General features: G+C 35.1%; 17 protein-coding genes, 2 tRNA genes and 1 pseudogene. 4 read left to right on the top strand and 16 right to left on the bottom strand.

Features of this window, described 5'->3' with window-relative positions; translation table 11 throughout:
• Positions 1–272 precede the first annotated feature (272 nt).
• Positions 273–416: an AcrZ family multidrug efflux pump-associated protein gene (locus F1325_RS05380; protein WP_071788544.1), complete on the bottom strand. Its 144-nt coding sequence runs from the start codon at positions 414–416 to the stop codon at positions 273–275.
• Positions 417–575: 159 nt separating this feature from the next.
• Here F1325_RS05380 and modE point away from each other — a divergent pair, with 159 nt between their 5' ends.
• Positions 576–1,367 (top strand): molybdenum-dependent transcriptional regulator, encoded by a 792-nt coding sequence (modE, locus tag F1325_RS05375; protein WP_109373969.1) that lies wholly within the window; start codon positions 576–578, stop codon positions 1,365–1,367.
• A 114-nt stretch (positions 1,368–1,481) separates the two neighbouring features.
• Here modE and F1325_RS05370 read toward each other — a convergent pair whose 3' ends face one another.
• The 6 genes and pseudogenes from F1325_RS05370 to F1325_RS05345 all read right to left on the bottom strand — a co-directional run bounded on the left by F1325_RS05370 (position 1,482) and on the right by F1325_RS05345 (position 8,923).
• Positions 1,482–1,724, bottom strand: a complete 243-nt coding sequence (locus tag F1325_RS05370; protein ID WP_160230082.1) for a hypothetical protein — start codon at positions 1,722–1,724, stop codon at positions 1,482–1,484.
• Positions 1,725–2,107: 383 nt separating this feature from the next.
• Complete coding sequence (locus F1325_RS05365; protein WP_160230081.1) at positions 2,108–2,407, bottom strand: hypothetical protein; 300 nt, start codon at positions 2,405–2,407, stop codon at positions 2,108–2,110.
• Positions 2,408–2,427: 20 nt separating this feature from the next.
• Positions 2,428–2,697 (bottom strand): hypothetical protein, encoded by a 270-nt coding sequence (locus F1325_RS05360; protein ID WP_109373967.1) that lies wholly within the window; start codon positions 2,695–2,697, stop codon positions 2,428–2,430.
• A gap of 11 nt (positions 2,698–2,708) precedes the next feature.
• The gene (locus tag F1325_RS05355) at positions 2,709–3,041 is read right to left on the bottom strand and encodes a zinc ABC transporter substrate-binding protein (RefSeq protein WP_109373966.1); all 333 of its coding nucleotides are present in this window, start codon (positions 3,039–3,041) and stop codon (positions 2,709–2,711) included.
• 1,011 nt (positions 3,042–4,052) lie between these two features.
• Positions 4,053–7,349, bottom strand: a pseudogene (locus tag F1325_RS05350) (filamentous hemagglutinin N-terminal domain-containing protein); the annotation flags it as partial.
• A gap of 14 nt (positions 7,350–7,363) precedes the next feature.
• Positions 7,364–8,923, bottom strand: a complete 1,560-nt coding sequence (locus F1325_RS05345) for a ShlB/FhaC/HecB family hemolysin secretion/activation protein (protein ID WP_160230079.1) — start codon at positions 8,921–8,923, stop codon at positions 7,364–7,366.
• A 185-nt stretch (positions 8,924–9,108) separates the two neighbouring features.
• On the opposite strand from F1325_RS05345, the gene modF reads away from it, so the two are divergent.
• Complete coding sequence (gene modF / locus F1325_RS05340) at positions 9,109–10,575, top strand: molybdate ABC transporter ATP-binding protein ModF (protein WP_160230078.1); 1,467 nt, start codon at positions 9,109–9,111, stop codon at positions 10,573–10,575.
• A gap of 389 nt (positions 10,576–10,964) precedes the next feature.
• Entirely contained in the window at positions 10,965–11,717 is a 753-nt protein-coding gene (gpmA, locus tag F1325_RS05335) for a 2,3-diphosphoglycerate-dependent phosphoglycerate mutase (protein ID WP_160230077.1), read from the top strand.
• A 67-nt stretch (positions 11,718–11,784) separates the two neighbouring features.
• On the opposite strand, the gene aroG is transcribed toward gpmA, so the two are convergent.
• Both aroG and pnuC read right to left on the bottom strand, forming a co-directional pair.
• The gene (gene aroG, locus F1325_RS05330; RefSeq protein WP_109373963.1) at positions 11,785–12,843 is read right to left on the bottom strand and encodes a 3-deoxy-7-phosphoheptulonate synthase AroG; all 1,059 of its coding nucleotides are present in this window, start codon (positions 12,841–12,843) and stop codon (positions 11,785–11,787) included.
• A gap of 243 nt (positions 12,844–13,086) precedes the next feature.
• Entirely contained in the window at positions 13,087–13,815 is a 729-nt protein-coding gene (gene pnuC, locus F1325_RS05325; RefSeq protein WP_109373962.1) for a nicotinamide riboside transporter PnuC, read from the bottom strand.
• Between the two features lie 250 nt (positions 13,816–14,065).
• Between pnuC and F1325_RS05320 the strand changes: the two genes are divergently transcribed.
• Entirely contained in the window at positions 14,066–14,950 is an 885-nt protein-coding gene (locus F1325_RS05320; protein ID WP_109373961.1) for an aminoglycoside 6-adenylyltransferase, read from the top strand.
• Between the two features lie 168 nt (positions 14,951–15,118).
• Here F1325_RS05320 and F1325_RS05315 read toward each other — a convergent pair.
• The 7 genes from F1325_RS05315 to tolR form a co-directional block, all read right to left on the bottom strand.
• Positions 15,119–15,194: transfer RNA gene (locus F1325_RS05315), tRNA-Lys, on the bottom strand.
• A 31-nt stretch (positions 15,195–15,225) separates the two neighbouring features.
• Positions 15,226–15,301 (bottom strand) — tRNA-Lys (locus F1325_RS05310).
• Positions 15,302–15,455: 154 nt separating this feature from the next.
• Positions 15,456–16,223, bottom strand: a complete 768-nt coding sequence (gene ybgF, locus F1325_RS05305; protein ID WP_100159460.1) for a tol-pal system protein YbgF — start codon at positions 16,221–16,223, stop codon at positions 15,456–15,458.
• A 9-nt stretch (positions 16,224–16,232) separates the two neighbouring features.
• Positions 16,233–16,727 (bottom strand): peptidoglycan-associated lipoprotein Pal, encoded by a 495-nt coding sequence (pal, locus tag F1325_RS05300; protein ID WP_100159459.1) that lies wholly within the window; start codon positions 16,725–16,727, stop codon positions 16,233–16,235.
• Between the two features lie 45 nt (positions 16,728–16,772).
• Positions 16,773–18,068 (bottom strand): Tol-Pal system beta propeller repeat protein TolB, encoded by a 1,296-nt coding sequence (tolB, locus tag F1325_RS05295; RefSeq protein ID WP_109373960.1) that lies wholly within the window; start codon positions 18,066–18,068, stop codon positions 16,773–16,775.
• A 142-nt stretch (positions 18,069–18,210) separates the two neighbouring features.
• The gene (gene tolA, locus F1325_RS05290; protein ID WP_160230076.1) at positions 18,211–19,278 is read right to left on the bottom strand and encodes a cell envelope integrity protein TolA; all 1,068 of its coding nucleotides are present in this window, start codon (positions 19,276–19,278) and stop codon (positions 18,211–18,213) included.
• Positions 19,279–19,306: 28 nt separating this feature from the next.
• Positions 19,307–19,732: a colicin uptake protein TolR gene (gene tolR / locus F1325_RS05285; protein ID WP_109373958.1), complete on the bottom strand. Its 426-nt coding sequence runs from the start codon at positions 19,730–19,732 to the stop codon at positions 19,307–19,309.
• Positions 19,733–19,746 lie beyond the last annotated feature (14 nt).

Here is a 19,746-nt window from a genome sequence, read left to right as displayed (position 1 = left end):
ATGAAAGGATTAGATGTGAGAAACAGGTTATATATCAATAAATATAACCATAAAAATAGAGGGTAAAAAAACAAATAGAAAAAAGGCTATATACTCTAAATAATTCAAGTCACAGCTAGGCGACAAGTGAATGAGTCGCTAGGAGCATCCATAAGTATGTGACTAGTGCGAATGAGCAGTCAACAACGCTATGACTTGAAGTATGACGAGTATAGTGAGCAAAAAAATAGCCCTTCAATATAAAGGGCTATTCTAAATCAGGGAGGGAGATTTTATGATTTTTTGTCTGCTTTTGGCTGACTTGGTGAAATCAGGTTAAACACTTCACCTAAACCATAAATAATGCCCATAATGAGTACCATTACAACAGGTACCATCAAGAGAGCGAACCCTAAACTTTTCAATAATTCAAGCATGATAACCTCTTTATCATGGTATATTCGGAAAGCCAGAGTTGGCATTTCTTCACGAATAACGAATAATAACGCTATAGTTGTATATATTCTAGAGAATTATCGCTTTGTGTCGGCACAAAAAATGCGATAAACACACAAAAAAAGAAGAAGCCTATCATTATGCAAGCAGAAATATTATTAACCCTTAAACTTCAAGATAAGCTCTTTGCCGATCCTCGTCGCGTTGCATTGTTAAAACAGATCAAAGCGACAGGTTCAATTAGCCAAGGGGCAAAAATGGCGGGCATTAGTTATAAAAGTGCTTGGGATGCCATTAATGAAATGAATCAACTCGCAGACGAACTTCTTGTTGATAGAGCAACGGGCGGCAAAGGCGGTGGTGGTGCAACCCTTACTCATTATTGTGAACGCTTACTTCAACTTTACGATCTGCTAGGTCAAATTCAGCAAAAAGCCTTTGATGTATTGAAAGACGATTCACTCCCTCTTGATAGCCTTTTAGCGGCGATTTCTCGCTTTTCATTACAAACGAGTGCCAGAAACCAGTTTTTCGGTACGATTATTGAGCGTGATAATCTTCAAGTTCAACAGCATGTTAATGTGCAACTTGCAGATAGAAAAACGACTATTCGTGCGGCTTTAACAGAAAAAAGTGCAGACCGCTTAGGTCTAAAAAAAGGCAAAGAAGTACTGATCTTAATTAAAGCGCCATGGGTCAATATTGAAAAAGGCTCATCTTTAACACAACAATATGATAATGCTCTTTCAGGCACGTTGACTCAAATTGAAACGGGCAGTGAAAACAGCGAATTAGTGGTGACATTAGAAGGCGGACAAGAAGTGTGTGCCACCTGTTCTAATCAGCATGTTAAAGAGCAAAAACTACATATTAATGACAGCGTAACGGCTTTATTTAATGCCGATCAGGTGATTGTCGCCACACTGTGTTAATTATTAGTATGGTTGCTTTTCAATAAAAAAATAAAACCATTACTTAGTTATTATTTTAGAAATAATATTAAGTGATGGTTTTATCTATATTTTTAAATAGAATGCGGAATAAATTCAGGTATTAATTAAATCTAATTTGGTACTATTCAAAATGGTCATAAAATTATCTAAATTAAATTTATGCTTCACATCTTTACTGAAACACCGGCTATCATTAAAAAATTCAATTTCTATTTTATCGGCTCCACTATCTTTATTTAATTGACAAAGCATTTGTTTTTTATATGAAATTTCAACAGTAATATTCTCATATTTATTGTCACTTACAAAATCGATTTCAAAGTTAGAATCTATCATGAGTTATTACCTCTTTTAGGATCAAGAAAACCGGAAAAAGAATCATCTGCATTATATCGAACACCTTGCCCATTAGGTAATCTATATTCAATTCCACCTCTAGATAATTCGGTTTTAATTGTGGATGGGTTTTTCAATAATTTTTCTATAAGAATATTTATTACATCCCATTATTCTTTGGTTGTTCTTGCAGGAACACCTAATTATAGAGTTTTTGATTTAACATAACTTGGTAAAATCTCAGCGCTTTCCTTTCTCCAGAATATTTATCCATTTAAGTATTTTTAAATAAAAACCACCACCTAATTATTATTTTTAAAATAATATTAAGTAATGGTTTTGGATTGATTAATATTTCTATTAAAAATTAGTAGCTAATTTATTTATTCTGAATACATGCGAGTAAAATAATCGCTAATTTTATTGTTATCGAGCAATCTATCTTTGGTAAAATCAATACTATCAGAAACTACAATATATTTTCTTAACTCTTCAGGAATATCTTCTATCGTTGCATAAATAGTTGGAACAATAAAACGAAAATAGTCACCCATTTTGGTTTCACCTTCATAGCCAATGGGATAATCTTCTCCTATAGATTGTCCCTCTAATGCTTCAAAATAAAACATTCCCATTTTAGCCCCTATTCCCGCATCAGAATGATTCCCATCCCATTTTTTCAATTCAAAATCAAATTCTTTTATTATTTTTTATAAGTATAACTTGAATATAAATCAACAATATAGTTAGCATTCTTATTTATTTTATTGTTGTATTTTTCTGATTCACCATCAATATATTCAGATAAATCATCCAAATATAATTTAATATCAGGTATCGATAATAGTGCTTTAGGTAACCACCCACTATTGTTATTATACATTTTTGCTAGATACTCTTGATTATCCATGGCAACCCACGCATACGTATAAGATGAACCTGGTACCCATTCTGAAATTAGAGATAAACCCATACATCCTCAATTTAATTGATAGGCCCATCCCATCGTAATTGATGACGTAATTCATTAGGGACCAAGTTAAATAACATTTTAATATACTTGATATTACCATCATATAATATACTTATTTTTGAATTGCATTTTTCAGTATATGTTTTAGCTTGAAAATTTAAAAATGAAATATCACTTTCATCAAAATCTTGATTAAGTATTTTTTTGGGTAAATTATGAATTAACTGTAATTCGTAATAACAAGATTTATCTTTTGCTTTTGCTATCATTCCTCTAGACTGAATATTTCTTAATTGAGGCAAAATCCAATACATCATATCTATGTATATTTCATTTTTAGTCATATATTCTCACTTTATTTTTCTTACCGGTAATGGCTTTGAATCAACTATAGGATTTTCTATTTTAGTCCAGCTTCCATTATCTAACAATTGATTAATATATTTTATTTCTCCTATTTCATTATATATTTCCACTGCAGCAACCATCCTATGGTTACCTTCCGTTACATAATAAATACCCTTTTTGTCTATATAACCAGCAATAATACCTGATGGAGCTTTATAGCTATAAAAGTTTTTAAGCATATCAGCTTTTATTAAATCAACTGCATCAGGATCACTTAATCCTACTTGTCCACTTTTTATAGAAGAAATCAATTTATTTCTTGTGGTAATCTTAGCTGATGTCTTAGCTATAAGCTGAGAACTTCCTTTCACAACTCCAGCACCACCAGCAAATAAGCCTACGAGATCAAAAATGAGTTTTCCACTTTCAACACCCGCATTAAATGAACCAGATACACCTGCTTTTTGATATTCTGCCTCTAGCTTTTCAATACGATCGATATAAGATTGTTTAACCGCTTGAGTTAATGTATCGAAAGCATTATCACTTTGAATAACCGCTTTGATAGCTTGGTATGTTTCTAATGGATTTGTAGCAAGAGAAGCGAGCCCTTCAATCGTTTCATACAATCCTGTTGGTATACCTGCTACAAGGCCTGCATTAAACCCTGTATCTTGTCCTATATCTGCTGATAGCCATTTAAGATAAATTGCTGTCTTTTTAAAATAATTAGTTTCAGCAGATAATTCTTTCTCCATTAATTTTTGCTGATGATGAGAGAGATAATTGTAACGGAAACTATTTTCAGCTCCTCTTGCACCGCTATATACACCACCAGGCTCACCAGTAAAAATACCGCCTGCTATACCACCGAATAACCTAACAAATTGAGCTTGTGATTCTGATTTTTTATGCCACTCCTCAGCCTTAATAGTGTTATCACCCAACGAAATAGCCGCAATTTCAGCGGCCAAACCACCGATAATTGCACCTTTAACATTTCCTCCACTAATAACTTGTTTAAAGGCAGTATTTTTTACTGCTTTAAAATTAACTTTTCCTGTTTTACTGGTTAACTTGGCATTTTTTGCTGTATCAATTTTAGTAGCTTCTAAAGTGATATCATCTTTAGCAAATAAATTAATATTGCTATTTGCAATAAACTCGGTGACTTTATTATTGGTGTTATAAAATGTTTTCGTATATTTCTTTTTAGTAATACACAAAGTCCACCTATTACATTTTTTCTTTTCTTCTTTGTAATAACTCGATTCTTCCATCGCTTTCGCGTAAAGGAACCCACCTTTAGCCGCGATATCAATCTCTTTATTGGCAGTTAATTTTGATGCCTGAAATAAAATACTGCCTTCAGATAATAATGTTAAATTATTACCACTATTAATTTCAGTACTGACTTGTTTACGAAGTTCTTCTAAGTAAGAACCCGACTCTTTACGAAAATGCGTTCTTACTGATCCCAATTGAATATTGTCACCACTTGAAATAGTGACATCACCCTCTGATTTAAATGAACTTCCTTCTGTGATTAATGTACCTGATGACGCAATAGAAATGCCTTTATTGCCAGTTATCGTTGCTGTGGCATACTGGATATCTTGAGCATTTTCATGGGGATCTTTGATAGCAGAATAAGCGTTTGCACCCAGCTTTATATTTCTACCGGCTAATACAATGACTTTATCTTTTGAATTTAATATGGTTGAAGTTAAATCAATATCACGAGCGGTGTTTAAAATAAGGTTATTATCTGAAAATAATTTAGATTGTAATTGAGGATAATGAATATCACTAAAGAAAGGATCGGCATCTTTTATTGATTTAGAGGAAAGAAAAATATCCTGTCCGGCATTAAAGATTATGGCTTTATTACTATTATATTTTATTCCTTGACTAATAATATCTTTACCGGAAGTAAAAACGATATTGTGATTACTTTCCCAAATCCCCATATTAATTAAAAATCCTGGAATATATCCACTATCTCTAATAAAAGGCACTAAATTAAAAAGAAAAGATTCATCACGATTTATTTTAATATCTTCTAGCGCAGATAAATTTATTTCATTAGGTTTATTAATTATTACATTTGAAATGTAAATACTTTTTCCAGAATGGAAATCTATTTTTTCAGAAATATCAATATATGGCGATTTAACACCTTTTAGAGTATAAAAGGTTGTGGGATTAAATAAATGACTAATATCTCCCTTTTTAGTTGTAGTAGTAAAATATTTTGCTGATACATCTATATTCTCAAAATTTATAGTATCAGTCGCTGTCAAATTTATATTTTCATCAGCTAATAACTCTGAATTATTTATATTTATATTTTTATCAGCAATAATAGATAAGGAATCCTTCGCTGTTAAATTTAAAGAAATATTCATATTATTAGCGTTTAACAATATATTCTTAGCTAATATAGCGTTTTCAAAACCTGATAATCCTCGGAATTTTTTTATTTCTTTTCCTGTAGATGGTAGCTTGCGCTCTAAATCTATACTATTTTTAAAATCTAATACTAAGTTATTACCTGCTTTTATTATATAATCAGAAACGTCATTTACAGAAAATTCATAATGACTCCCCGTTTTCACAAAAGGTACGAAATGACTTATCTTATTGAACTTAGCTTCATCAAGTTTATATTTAACTATATCATCACGATAATAAAACTGAGAATTATCATGAGAATACACATCCCATTTATTAAGATATCCAGAACGATAGTAATATAATTTTGCATTACTGCCTGTTGCAATTAAATTATTATTTGCAATAATTCTAGATTGATTATTAATAAACTCATTAGATTGTATATATAAGTTATTCCCTGAAGAAATAACACTTGGAACATATTGTTCACTTTTTTCAAAATATAAACGTTCTACATTAACTCCTCCATTATTTTTTAAATCTAAGATATCAAACCATTTTTTATCAGAAAAATCTTTTAATTCAGGGAATAAAATAACTAAAAGAAAATCATCCGTAGGACTTCTGAAAGGAGAGAGGAGATGATTACCGATATTTATAGAGAGTTTAGAATCAGGCTCTTGTTTTATTTCTTTAAATAAAGGTGTAATAGATTCATTAACCAACTTCTTTGTTCTAATAATCAAATCACCCTTTTCTGTTTTTATGGTAGCGGATTGATTTTCAATTAAAGAACTGGGATCACCCTGTGCATTTTTTTGTATCCATAAATTATCTTTTGCTTGAATAACTGCCTTTTCACCTTTATTAGTGAGCTTATCTGCAAATAAACGCATATCTTTTTCTGAGATAATTTCACTATGATTAGTTAGCGCATGAGTTGCTAACGTAATATCCCTTTTCGCTTTTAACTTTGTATCACGATTAATTTGTAGTTCTTTACTGCTAACATTAATATCTTTTTCAGATTGAATATTGCCATTAAAGGTAATTTTTCCATCAACAGTTAAATTCATACTGTTTTGAGTTGTCTGAACATCACTTAAATTAACACCGACTCCCTTTTCTGTGCTGACTAGGCGTATTTGATTGGCATACATTCCACCCAGCGCTTTAGTATCAATAGAGATTGTTGATTTTATACCTTCTCCATTAAGGCTATTTACCGTTCCTTTTTCAAAATCAATACGGTTATTTCCTTGCATTAAAGAAAGATTTTTAGCGTTTATTTTTCCATTTAATTCAATACTACGACTAATAATATCAGCATAATTTTGCAGCTCGGTATTCATACCTTGTTTACCAATAACAACACTGCCTTTTTTCACTTCTATTGCTGAATAGGCACCTTGAGGGCTAAATTGAGGTTTTCCTGTCGTAAGCGTAATTGCTGGGGTATTAATAAACGAACAACCATCACACGTAATACCATTCGGATTTGCAATTAAAACGTCTGCTTGTTGTCCTGCAACTTCTAATTTACCTAATAACTGTGAATGTCCATTTCCCACTACCTCATTAATAATTAAATGCGCTGCATTACCTTTTAAATTAGCATTGGCATTCACTTTTTTAGCTAATTGAGTATTAATAGGTATTGTTGCATTATTAAGTACAACACCTTGTTTACCGACGTTAAAAGAGTGAAATTGATTATGAGAAACACCAATATCATTAGGTGTTGCAATATTAATAATAGGAACGGTATTTTGCTGACTTATTTTTATTGTTTTATCAGATGGAGTAATTACAGAACTCCAAGCGGGATGTAATGGGTAAATAGCAGTTAAATAAATAATGCTATAACTAATTAAACGCTGTTTTCGAGAAATATCCTTTTCGTCCATAAAAACTCCAAATTTTAAATAGCCAAAGAAATAGACCAAAACAAAGACCAGTGATCTGATTTTAGTGATTCTGGGTAAATTAACGGTTTACTAATTAATATCTGAGAAAAGAAAATGGAATGATAAAGAGAAGCACCTATTGCACTTCCAATTACTTTATTCTTATTTGTTTCATATTTATCTGAATAAGCAACACCATAATCAAGCGCAAAAATAAAATTAACATCACCTAAAAAGTAATTTATTTTTGGTGTATTTATTTCATTACGCCAATAAAAACCACTATTTGCATTCAAGTTTGTTTCTTTATATCCACGGACTGCTTTTATTCCATCAATCGCTACTTTCTCTACACTATAAAGATTATCTGGCGTATATTGCCCATAAAATGATGTAATGTAGGAAAATTTATTAATAAATAAATATTGATAGCTTAAATTTATGCTTAATTTTCGGTAATGACTACGAGGTGAGTTTTCAGCAATATAATCAGGTGATGCGCCAAAAAAAGAAAGCCCCACTTCTACCATTGGACTAATCGTTAAATATCCTCGTTTGAGTGTTAAATTATATTGAGGGCTAAATGATAAAGAGGTTAATGTGGGGCTATTTATTCGTAGTTTTTGTTGTGCTAATTGTGTCCTTACTTTTTTATGTTTCAGCGAACTCTTTAATATTATTCGCTGCTTATTATCACGATAGACTAAACGACTAATATCAAATTGCTGATCTCTATTTTTATTTTTATAAGCGTGTTGAACATTATGACTGAGGAAAGGATAAGAGGATTGACGATAAGATAATTGATACTGATAAAACCAGTATCCATAAGGAATATTCACACTTGCAGAATAAGAGCGAGAATAGTGCGAACGAGATAAATCTGTATTTGTACTCAGTGAGAAACTCCATTGTTCGCCTAATCCAAATAACGAATCTATTGTTGTGGTATTGTCTAATAGAATTTTACCTGTTGTTTTAGTACCTGAATTATCAAAGGTTAATTGATTTTTAAAAGGCAATTTTTTATTGTTTTGAACAATAAAAATAGAAGAATATCCCACACTATCGCTAGGTTTAATATCTAATGTATATTGTGCTGTTGCTAATCGATTAAGCTGTTCAAGCCCATGCTCTAAATCACGTAAATTAAATCTTTTTTCTTTGTACGATGGAAAGATAATATTGACTAATCGAGATGGAGCATCATCAATAAAAATATCTTTTATTTTTCCCTCTATCACTTTAATTGTAAGTTTACTATTAGTGAGATCTTGATGATAAATAAATGCTTGTGAAGTGATATAACCTTTTTTAATATATTCATTTGTTATAATATTAACGATACTCTGTATGTCATTTACTGTTAAACATCGATATAGATATTTTGATGTTAGTTTATTCTGCTTTTTGCCACTTAATAACTCAGCATTTTCTATTTTTATTTCATTAATCAAAAAACAATTATTTTTATCAACACCATTATTATTAATATTGGGAAAACTCATTTTACTTACTAATATTAGCAATAAAAATAATAACAATTTAATCCTTTTATTTTTAAATTTATGCATATAAAAATCATCCTTGAGTAATTTTTTATATAATTACATAAACTTTATGACTAAATACTTATCATTTTTTAAAAGGCACTTAAGCTTTTTTTCACCTAAGAATAATTCAGCAAATATTGACAATTATTAGTTAACCCGATATTGGTAAGTACTCTACTTGCTCTAAAAAGCGACGGATAAAAATAATGAAATACTTGCAACTCAAAAAAACACAATTTCGATTAAGCGATGCACTCTGTTTGCAAATTAATGATTTAACAATTAATGAAGGTGATAGTTGGGCATTTGTAGGCAGTAATGGAAGTGGGAAAAGCGCATTAGCAAACGCATTATGTCAAGAAGGTGTCTTGCTATCAGGTGAGTTCATTAATACCTTTACTCGGCCAATTAGCCTCTCTTTTGAAAAACTACAAAAAATGATTGAAGAAGAGTGGCGTCGTAATAACACCGATTTACTCAGTGAAGGTGAAGAAGACACAGGTTTAACGGTTGCTCAAGTTATCCAAATGCAGGTAAAAGATAATGATAAGTGTCTTTTATTAGCAAAACAGTTTGGTGTTGAATACTTATTATCAAGACGTTTTAAATACCTTTCTACTGGTGAATCTCGCAAAATACTGCTTATTCAACTGTTAATGAATGAACCTGATCTATTAATCTTAGATGAGCCTTTTGATGGTCTAGATATTGATTCTCGTCGTGCACTAAATGAATTACTCATACTATTACATCAACAAAATCTGACGATTGTACTCATTTTAAATCGTTTTAATGATATTCCTGATTTTATTCAACATGCAGGTTTACTTATTCATTGCGAATTAGTGGCTAAAGGTGAAAAGGAGTCGATTTTATCTGATTCAGTGATCGCACAATTATCTCACAGTGAAACACTTAAAAGCTTCACATTACCTGAACAAGACTCGCCAGATGCAATCCCACAATTATCTCCAACACTTTCTCCAATCATTTTAAAAAATGGTGTAGTGAGTTATAACGATAAACCCGTACTTTATCATTTAACATGGGAAGTCAAACCGCAACAACATTGGCAAATCTTAGGTCCTAATGGCGCAGGAAAATCGACATTATTAAGTTTGATTACTGGCGATCACCCTCAAGGCTATAGTAATGACTTAACATTATTTGGCCGTAAAAGAGGAAGTGGCGAAACAGTATGGGAAATTAAACGCCATATTGGTTATGTCAGTAATGCCTTACACCAAAGCTATCGTGTCTCTTCAAGTGTAAAAAATGTCATTATTTCAGGTTTTCATGACTCAATTGGTATTTATCAGGCTATTACAGATAAACAGCTTAAACTCGCTGATGAATGGTTAGCATTGATTGGTTTAACAGCCCATGCCAATAATCCATTTCATTCCTTATCTTGGGGACAACAACGTTTAGTGTTAATTGTTAGAGCCTTGGTTAAGCACCCTACTTTGCTTATTCTAGATGAACCACTGCAAGGATTAGACACAACGAATCGACTCTTAGTACAGCGTTTTATTGATATCATGATAAGCCATAGTAATACACAGCTTTTATTTGTGAGTCACCATCAAGAAGACGCACCATTATGTATTACTCATCGATTGACTTTTATTAAAGACGGCGAAATTTATCGCTATCAGCAAGAAATTTGTTAAATATGGATTTTTACTGTCATAATCAGGGCAATGATTTTGGAAATTAACGCTAAACTTAGCGTCTGAATTTTTTATTTAAATCGACATTTTTTGCATATTATTTGAACAATAATAAATAAAAAATATGTCGTTTTTATGGACGCCATTTCGTCTATTTTTTATACAAAACGGATATTTTGTTTTTTTACGCCGATCCCGCTAGATTAATAGCTTGAACGATTAAGCAAAAGGTGTGACAACTGTGCAATAATTCATCGAACAAACGACATTTTTGACTTAATCACCCTTGTTTTGTCACTTATGTTTGGCGTTCTTGTCGATGATCCATATAATGATTGAAGTGCTAATTTTAAACTTATATTAAGAAAGTAATTATAGGAGTCTAAACTATGGCAGTAACTAAGCTTGTGCTAGTTCGACACGGTGAAAGTGTATGGAACAAAGAAAACCGTTTTACAGGCTGGACTGACGTTGAGCTGTCCGAAAAAGGCCGTAATGAAGCGCAAGAAGCAGGTAAACTGCTGAAAGCTGAAGGTTTTGCTTTTGACTATGCATATACTTCTGTTCTGAAACGCGCAATTCACACCCTGTGGAACATTCTTGATCAAGTTGATCAACAATGGCTGCCAGTTGAAAAAAGCTGGAAATTAAACGAACGTCATTACGGCGCTCTGCAAGGCTTAAACAAAGCTGAAACCGCTGAAAAATACGGTGATGAGCAAGTTAAACAATGGCGTCGTGGTTTTTCGATCACTCCACCAGAATTAACTAAAGATGATGAACGTTTCCCAGGTAAAGATCCACGTTATGCATCTTTAACTGCGGCAGAACTGCCATTAACTGAAAGCCTAGCATTGACTATCGACCGTGTAACACCATACTGGGAAGAAGTGATCAAACCGCGTGTTGCTTCTGGTGAGAAAGTTATCATCGCCGCTCACGGTAACTCACTGCGTGCTCTGGTTAAATACCTAGACAACATGAGCGAAGATGAAATTCTTGAGCTGAATATCCCAACTGCTGTACCTTTAGTTTATGAGTTTGATGAAAACATGAAACCAATCAAACGTTACTACTTAGGTAATGCTGACGAAATCGCAGCAAAAGCAGCCGCTGTTGCTAACCAAGGTAAAGCAAAATAATTTTATTTTGAGTTACATAAAAAAATGCCACGTAAAAGTGGCATTTTTTATACTCTAAATTTAATTATTACGCTTTATTACGACGAGCCACAACCGCATCTGCTAATTGGCGTAACAGCGTTTCGGTATCATCCCAACCAATACATGCATCAGTGATGCTTTTGCCATAAACTAAAGGCTCACCGCTTTCTAATGATTGGCTACCTTCCACTAAATGACTTTCGATCATAACGCCAATTAATGCTTTTTCACCCGCGCTAATTTGTTGGCAAATATCAGCACCAACTTCCATTTGTTTTTCAAATTTCTTGCAACTATTTGCGTGACTGAAATCTACCATTACATTTTGTGGTAAACCGGCTTTTTTAAGCCCTTCTTTTACAGCGGCAACATGTTCAGCACTGTAATTCGGCTCTTTGCCACCACGTAAAATAATATGGCAATCAGCATTACCTGCTGTGCGCACAATGGCAGAATGTCCCCATTTGGTTACAGAAAGAAAACAGTGTGGCGATCCCGCAGCATTAATCGCATCAATCGCTACTTTAATGGTGCCATCTGTACCATTTTTAAAACCAACAGGGCAAGATAAGCCAGATGAAAGCTCACGGTGAACTTGTGATTCTGTAGTACGAGCGCCAATTGCGCCCCAACTCATTAAATCAGCAACGTATTGCGGCGTTATCATATCTAAGAACTCGCCAGCCGTTGGCAAGCCACTATCATTAATCGTTAATAAAAGATTACGAGCAATGCGTAAACCTTCATTAATATCAAAAGTATGATCCATATGAGGATCGTTAATTAAACCTTTCCAACCTACAGTTGTGCGTGGTTTTTCAAAATAAACACGCATTACAATTTCAAGGTTGTCTTTAAGCTCTTCTCTAATAAGACTTAAACGTTGTGCATACTCCAGCGCAGCTTTCGGATCATGAATAGAACAAGGTCCAATTACCACTAATAGACGATCATCTTTTCCAGCTAGGATTTGATGAATAGCTTCACGGGCATGACGAACTGTAAAAGCCGCATTATCAGTCGCTGGAAACTTTTCCAATAAAGCCACTGGCGGTAAGAGTTCATTAATTTGTGTTATTTTAAGGTCATCATTTTGATAATTCATTCCCGTGTATCCACTCTATGTTATCTAGTCAATGTTATTATTGCTTTTCCAATCTAACCATTCGTTTTCTATCTGTAAACACCCTTTCAATATAAAGCACCTATAGTCACCTTTCTAAAAATTTCAACATAAAGGGAAATAGCGCACTTAAGCAAAATAATGATTCAAAATTGCGTTAAGAATAAGAATAAAAACAATGAATAGTAAGGCTGGAGAGAAAGATAACTCTACCAGCCTTTTTTATTAGGAGAGATAATTATTTCTGCTAGAGCGTTTTGCTGTTTTGATCCACAAGCGAGAACCATTAATCGCGATAGCAAGTAAGATGATATATTCAACAGACATTGCATAAACACCTTGTTTGTAGAATATAACAATACTAATCACGTTAATAACAGACCAAACTAGCCAATTTTCAACTAGTTTCCGTGTCATTAAGATCATCGCGACAATAGAAAGCACTGTCATTGCTGAGTCCCAGAATGGGTATGCGTCAGGTTCAAGAACTGGCGTAGCTAAATTTGCACCAAAGACATTTAATATATCAACAGCAACAACGGCTAAATAGCCAAATACAGTATCAATATTGAAAGTAAGAGCGGCAATGGCAGCTATTGAAACAACGATTAAAAAGAGACGATGACTTGATTTTAACCAACGTATTCTTAACTCCGCTTGCTCAAAGTCATTCACTCTGCTCCATGCATACCATCCATAAATATTGGCTGCGAAGAAGAAAATTTGAAGTAATAAGCTTGCATACAGCTGAATTTGGAAAAATATAATGGCAAATAAGGTGACATTAATCAGTCCAAATAAATAGTTAATAATTTTTTCCTGACTGGCAAGCCAAATACACAATAGTCCAGCAATAGTACCGACAGCTTCAATCCATGAAAGCGGATATCCTCCCTCTCCTAACGGAATATTGACTAAAATATTATTGATACTAAACCAACTCATGACATCCATTTTACAACCCCGACTTAATCATAGAAAAAACAAAGAAAATATGGGTTATTGCGACATCTTTGCAAAGTAGTAAAGATATATTATAAATTCATATTTATAATAGTACTGTGTTTTTGATACTAAATATTATGTTGCTAGTTAATAAAAATAACAAATAAATGTTTTATATACTAAACAAATTATTCTGATTCACTTTTTAAACAATAAAAACGGCAAATAACTTTATACGTTTTACTTACTAGAGAGAAATATGGAGCCAACAACACGTTTAATCGATCACATACTATCTTTTGCCCTCCTTGATCCTAGAATTGAAGCTGTAGTACTAACAGGATCATTAGGCCGCAATAAAAAGATAGACAGTTATTCTGATATTGATATAGAGCTTATCGGTTATGGTGCGACTGAACTCGCAAAAAACCGACATTGGTTATCACAATTTGGTGATGACCTTGTTAACTTACAATTAGAGTGTGAAGATCCTAAAGGTAAGCTTTGGCCTATTTATTTACATGTTTTAGCTCAAGGTCGCAAAATGGATATCATGATGGCAGAGCCTGAACGTATTTTTAACATGAAAAGTGAAGGGCTCAGTCCAGTTTACCAGCGTGGATATCAAATCCTACTTGATAAAACAGGTTTATGTGACGGACTTCCTGAAATTAGCGTTATAACGCCTCCTGTGCTTTCAAAAGAGGAAGCTTACAGCAATGCTCAAGAATTCTGGTTTGAAGTCACACAAGTCGCTGTAGCCATTCTACGCCATGAGTTTTGGTTTGCTAATTATCGCATGAATGATATGCGTGAATGGTTGATAGCCTTACTTGAACAAGTTGCATTACAAACATCAACACAAGATGTGTGGTATCAAGGAAAAAACCTAAAAGAGTGGCTACCTAAGTTTTATTCATTACGTTCATTAGAGAGTACACTTGCAATGAGTACCCCTTATGAAGCCGCCGCCGCTCTTTCTGTGATGATGGCATTTTTTCTTGATGCTTCAAAACAGCTAAATCACCCAATTGATACTGCGATAAAAACGCAAGAACTTGTCAGTAATTGGCTGATTGACAATGAATTTTTGACTGAAAATGAATACACCCAGATTACATCATCGATTGTTTGTCATTACTGATTTCAATGTGATTGTTAATTAAAGCGAGGTAGTTTTTTCAATTTTGAGAAAACTATCTTCATTGTTTAATAAAACAATGCACTGCATTATCAAAAAATAGAAAAATAGCTAAGAGTTTGCTTACTGTTCTGTTTAGGGAATGATAGATATACGGAGAAGGGATTGAAATGGTGGGTCGTGGGCGATTCGAACGCCCGACCAATTGATTAAAAGTCAACTGCTCTACCGACTGAGCTAACGACCCATTTCAATAAAAACGGATTGATGTTCGAAAATGGTGGGTCGTGGGCGATTCGAACGCCCGACCAATTGATTAAAAGTCAACTGCTCTACCGACTGAGCTAACGACCCTTTTTCGAACTCGCCACATTCTCTGTGGCAACGGCGGGTAATAATACTGATTTAATGTTTTTGTGCAATGTTTTTTTTCAAAAAAACATTCAACCGCTGAAAAAACAATCATTTAACCCCGAAAATGCAACATTTTACATTACGGGGTCAATAATTAGAGTGTTCCTAGCTGCTTTTGCGCTAATTTAGCGCCAGCGCTATTTGGATATTGCTTAATCACTTGTTGGTAAACAGCTTTAGCATTATCCTTTTGCCCTTTCTCTTGCATGATCAAACCTATTTTATAAAAGGCTTCACTTGCTTTTTGAGATTTTGGATAGTTTTTAACAACAATAGCAAATGTGCTTGCAGCCTGATCCTTATTACCTTTTAGATAATACATCTGACCCAACCAAAATTGTGCATTTGATTGATAGCTAGACTTCGGATAGTTATTGATAAAGTTGTTTAATTCAACAATTGCCTTATCGTAATCTTTAGAATTCAATACGATATCAATTGCTGCATTATAATCGGCCTTCTCATCACCTTGTCCTGAATTAGTTGCCGCAGGAGGTGTTGAAGAAGCAGTATTATCAGGTTGAGTGGCTTCTGTTGATGTTGAAGCTCCGCCACCAAGGCTATCTAATTGTTGATAGATGTTACGTTGGCGTTCAACAACTTGATTTAACTGGTATTGATTTTCCTGAATTTGACCACGTAACATATCAATATCACGCTGAGAATCAGCGAGTTGTTGCTGTAATTGGGTCAAAAGCTGGCTGTGAGCATTTGAAAAACGCTCAAGTTGGGCGAGTCGTTCATCGGTCGAACCTGAACCGATATTACTGATTGGCGCTTGGGCAATAGCGGCTACAGGAGCCGCTACGCCAACCAGTAACAACAGACTCATCAAGAAAGGTCTGAAGTTACTGTTGTTCATGCCGTTCTCTTAGTAATCCAGTACTGCACGACGGTTTTTCGCATAAGCGGCTTCGTCATGACCCAGTACAGCTGGTTTTTCTTTACCGTAAGAAACGATTGACAGTTGATCAGCAGATACGCCTTTACCTTGCAGGTACATTTTCACAGCGTTTGCACGACGTTCGCCCAGAGCGATGTTGTATTCTGGAGTACCGCGTTCGTCAGCATGACCTTCTACAGTGATACGTACTGATGGATTTGAACGCAGGAATGCTGCGTGTGCATCTAACAGGTTAGCGTAGTCTGAGCTAATGTCATATTTGTCAAAACCGAAGTAAACGATGTTTTGTTGTTTCAGTTGTTCTAATTGCTGACGTGCTAATTCTTCAGCAGTAGGACCTTGTTCAACAACTGGTACATTGTTTGTATCAGTTTGATCGTCGTTTTTGTTTGAGCTACATGCTGCAACAGCAACGAGTGGTAATGCTAACATCAACCCTTTAAACACTTTGTTTAATTGCATCTCTATTTGTTCCTTTATTTGTTTGCCATACATAATTTTTATGCATCACATAAACGGTGACCAGGCAGGTGATTTAACCTGACCGTCAGTCGCCGGAAGACGCGCTTTGAAACGTCCATCTGTCGATACTAGCTGCAAAATGGTGCCTAAGCCTTGTGTAGAGCTATAAATAACCATTGTGCCATTAGGAGCGATGCTTGGCGTTTCATCCAGAAACGTATCTGTTAGATATTGTACAGAATTAGTTTCTAGATCCTGCTTAGCGATATGTTGCCTACCGCTTGCAGAACTTACCATAACTAAGAAACTACCGTCTGGGCTTACTGCTGGGTTTTGGTTTTGTCTACCTTCCCAAGTAATACGCTCTGGTGTTCCTCCGTTAATATTAACCTTATAAATTTGAGGGTTTCCACCTTGATCTGAAGTATAGACCAAAGTCTGCCCATCTGGCATCCAAGATGGCTCAGTATTATTACTTCTACCATTGGTTACCTGTGTCATATTCCCACTTGCTAAATCCATAACATACAGATTTAAGCTACCGCTCTTAGAAAGAGCAAATGCAAGTTTAGAGCCATCAGGTGAAAACGAAGGTGCACCATTATGTCTTGGGAATGATGCAATTTGGCGAATTTCACCTGTTGCTAATGTTTGTACCACTAAAGCAGATTGACCACTTTCAAAGGTCACATATGCAAGTTTAGCACCATCTGGTGACCATGCTGGTGACATTAATGGCTGTGATGAACGATAAACACGGTCTTGGTTAAATCCATCATAATCTGAAACGCGCAATTCATAAGGATATGCGCCACCATTTGTCACAACAACATAAGCAATACGTGTACGGAATGCACCACGAATACCCGTCAGTTTTTCAAAAACTTCATCACTAGCGGTATGTGCAGAGTAACGCAACCATTTAGATGGAACTTTAAACTCGCTTTGAGATAAAACCGCACCTGGAGAGCCAGCAACGTCGACTAACTGATAGCTCACTAAATATTGACCATCCGCTGATGGTTGCACACGACCTACGACAACAGAGTCAATACCTAATGCCGTCCAAAGTGCAGGTTGGACTTCAGAAGCAGTAACTGGTTGTTGAGGTATACGAGACACATCAATCGGATTAAATTTTCCGCTATTTCGTAAATCAGCCGCAATTATACCAGCAACATCTTCTGGCATTTGACCTGTGCCTTCCCATTTAAAAGGAACAACACCAATAGGGCGTGCAGTATTTACCCCTTGTGTAATTTCAATTCGAACTTCAGCGTTAGCCAGAGTGGTTACGCATAAAATCAAAAGCCCGAAAATAACATTTAATGCCTGCTTCATCATGTCTCCCTTTTATTATTGCGGTTATTACGCAATAACGCACAGAATAGTAACAAACGCTTTTCAACAACACCATACAACGCATCAATAACATTCTAAAATAGCTATAAATTAGTGTATGTTTTCCTACAATCAGACAGTTTTATGGTTTAAACTCAATTACTGATGATTTTACTTGTTCATAAACATCTTTCGGTGGCTTCGGTAGTGTAGCTGTATTCGCCGCTCTTAATGCCACTTGGCATAATGCAGGATCGCCACCTGCAATCTTCGCATTAATTAGCATCCCATCAGGTGCAATGCTAATTCTTAGCTCACAAGTTTTACCTTTGTATAATTCAGGATCAATAAACTTCTGTTCTATTGCAACTTTCAGTTGGCCTTTATAGCGATCTACACCTTCACCATTTGCGCCAGTACGATTTCCACCGCCTTGGCCTGCTGCTGATGCACCGCTTTGTTTGCTACCGTCAGCCACTAAACCATCAAGTAAATTATTTACTGTTTTACTTTGCTGTTGAGCTGCCGCTTTTGCTTTGGCTTCTGCCGCTGCTTTAGCTTTCGCTTCTGCGGCAGCCTTTGCTTTAGCATCGGCTTCTGCTTTGGCTTTTGCATCCGCTTCAGCTTTGGCTTTAGCATCGGCTTCTGCTTTAGCCTTCGCTTCTTCCGCTTTTTGTTTCGCGGCTAATTCTGCTTGTTTCTTGGCTTCTGCCTCAGCTTGCTTTTTAGCATCAGCTTGTTCTCTTAAGATGCGATCGCGCTCTGCTTTCGCTTGTGCAGCCGCTTCTTCTGCAACTTTTTGTTCTTCTTTTGCTTTAGCAGCAGCTAATGCAGATTCACGTTTTTGAGCTTCTGCCGCTTCTTTCGCTTGTAAACGTTCAACTTCTAACGTTTTCAAACGTTCTTGTTCTTTCATTTGCTGCTGACGCAACTCTTCTTCTTGTTGCTCAGCACGCTCTTTTCGCTCTTGCTCGGCTTTTTGGACGTTAGCTTGTTGCGCTTTTTGCTGGTTATACTGTTGTACCACCGCATTAGGATCAACCATAATAGCATCAATAACTTGTCCATCAGATCCACCGCCACCACCTAAATCCCATTTCTGAGTTAATGACCCCCAGATAAGCAATGCGACAACGAGTAAATGCAAGGCGGTAGACAAGATAACTGAACCGCTCAATTTACTTCGGGTTGGTTTCGTCTTCTTTCCCACGCTATCATCCAAACTTATTTCAACCTAATTACATAGGCTGAGTCATTAAACCTACAGACTTAACACCTGCTTGACGTAACATGTTGAGCGCTTTAATTATCTCATCATAAGGAACATCTTTAGCACCGCCAATAAGAAAGACAACTTTCGGATTTTTTTCCAGTTGTCGTTTAGCTTCAGCCATAATCTGTTCTTGTGGTAATAATTCTAACACTTCCTGATCAACACGAATGTTGTATTGCCCAACACCTGCAACTTCAACAATTACAGGAGGGTTATCGTTACTTGAAACAGTTTGTGTCTCTGTTGCTTCAGGAAGATCAACCTCAACACTTTGCGAGATAATAGGTGCTGTTGCCATAAAAATAAGTAACAGCACTAACAATACGTCGAGCAAAGGAACAATGTTAATCTCTGATTTTACGCCTCGGCGGCTACTGCGACCCCGTGCCATCAGCTCTCTCCTTC

Origin of the sequence: Proteus columbae (genome assembly GCF_009914335.1) — a bacterium.
In the GTDB taxonomy this organism is placed as follows: Bacteria; Pseudomonadota; Gammaproteobacteria; order Enterobacterales; family Enterobacteriaceae; genus Proteus.
The sequence above is the reverse complement of the archived record's forward strand: the minus strand, read 5'-3'. Positions and strand labels throughout refer to the sequence as shown.

Coding starts and splice junctions, on each gene's coding strand:
- pal (WP_100159459.1), bottom strand. CDS start 16,727: ATGCAATTAAACAAAGTGTTTAAAGGGTTGATGTTAGCATTACCACTC.
- aroG (WP_109373963.1), bottom strand. CDS start 12,843: ATGAATTATCAAAATGATGACCTTAAAATAACACAAATTAATGAACTC.
- modE (WP_109373969.1), top strand. CDS start 576: ATGCAAGCAGAAATATTATTAACCCTTAAACTTCAAGATAAGCTCTTT.
- F1325_RS05320 (WP_109373961.1), top strand. CDS start 14,066: ATGGAGCCAACAACACGTTTAATCGATCACATACTATCTTTTGCCCTC.
- pnuC (WP_109373962.1), bottom strand. CDS start 13,815: ATGGATGTCATGAGTTGGTTTAGTATCAATAATATTTTAGTCAATATT.
- F1325_RS05355 (WP_109373966.1), bottom strand. CDS start 3,041: ATGACTAAAAATGAAATATACATAGATATGATGTATTGGATTTTGCCT.
- F1325_RS05360 (WP_109373967.1), bottom strand. CDS start 2,697: ATGGGTTTATCTCTAATTTCAGAATGGGTACCAGGTTCATCTTATACG.
- tolR (WP_109373958.1), bottom strand. CDS start 19,732: ATGGCACGGGGTCGCAGTAGCCGCCGAGGCGTAAAATCAGAGATTAAC.
- tolB (WP_109373960.1), bottom strand. CDS start 18,068: ATGAAGCAGGCATTAAATGTTATTTTCGGGCTTTTGATTTTATGCGTA.
- ybgF (WP_100159460.1), bottom strand. CDS start 16,223: ATGAACAACAGTAACTTCAGACCTTTCTTGATGAGTCTGTTGTTACTG.
- F1325_RS05345 (WP_160230079.1), bottom strand. CDS start 8,923: ATGCATAAATTTAAAAATAAAAGGATTAAATTGTTATTATTTTTATTG.
- gpmA (WP_160230077.1), top strand. CDS start 10,965: ATGGCAGTAACTAAGCTTGTGCTAGTTCGACACGGTGAAAGTGTATGG.
- F1325_RS05380 (WP_071788544.1), bottom strand. CDS start 416: ATGCTTGAATTATTGAAAAGTTTAGGGTTCGCTCTCTTGATGGTACCT.
- F1325_RS05370 (WP_160230082.1), bottom strand. CDS start 1,724: ATGATAGATTCTAACTTTGAAATCGATTTTGTAAGTGACAATAAATAT.
- modF (WP_160230078.1), top strand. CDS start 9,109: ATGAAATACTTGCAACTCAAAAAAACACAATTTCGATTAAGCGATGCA.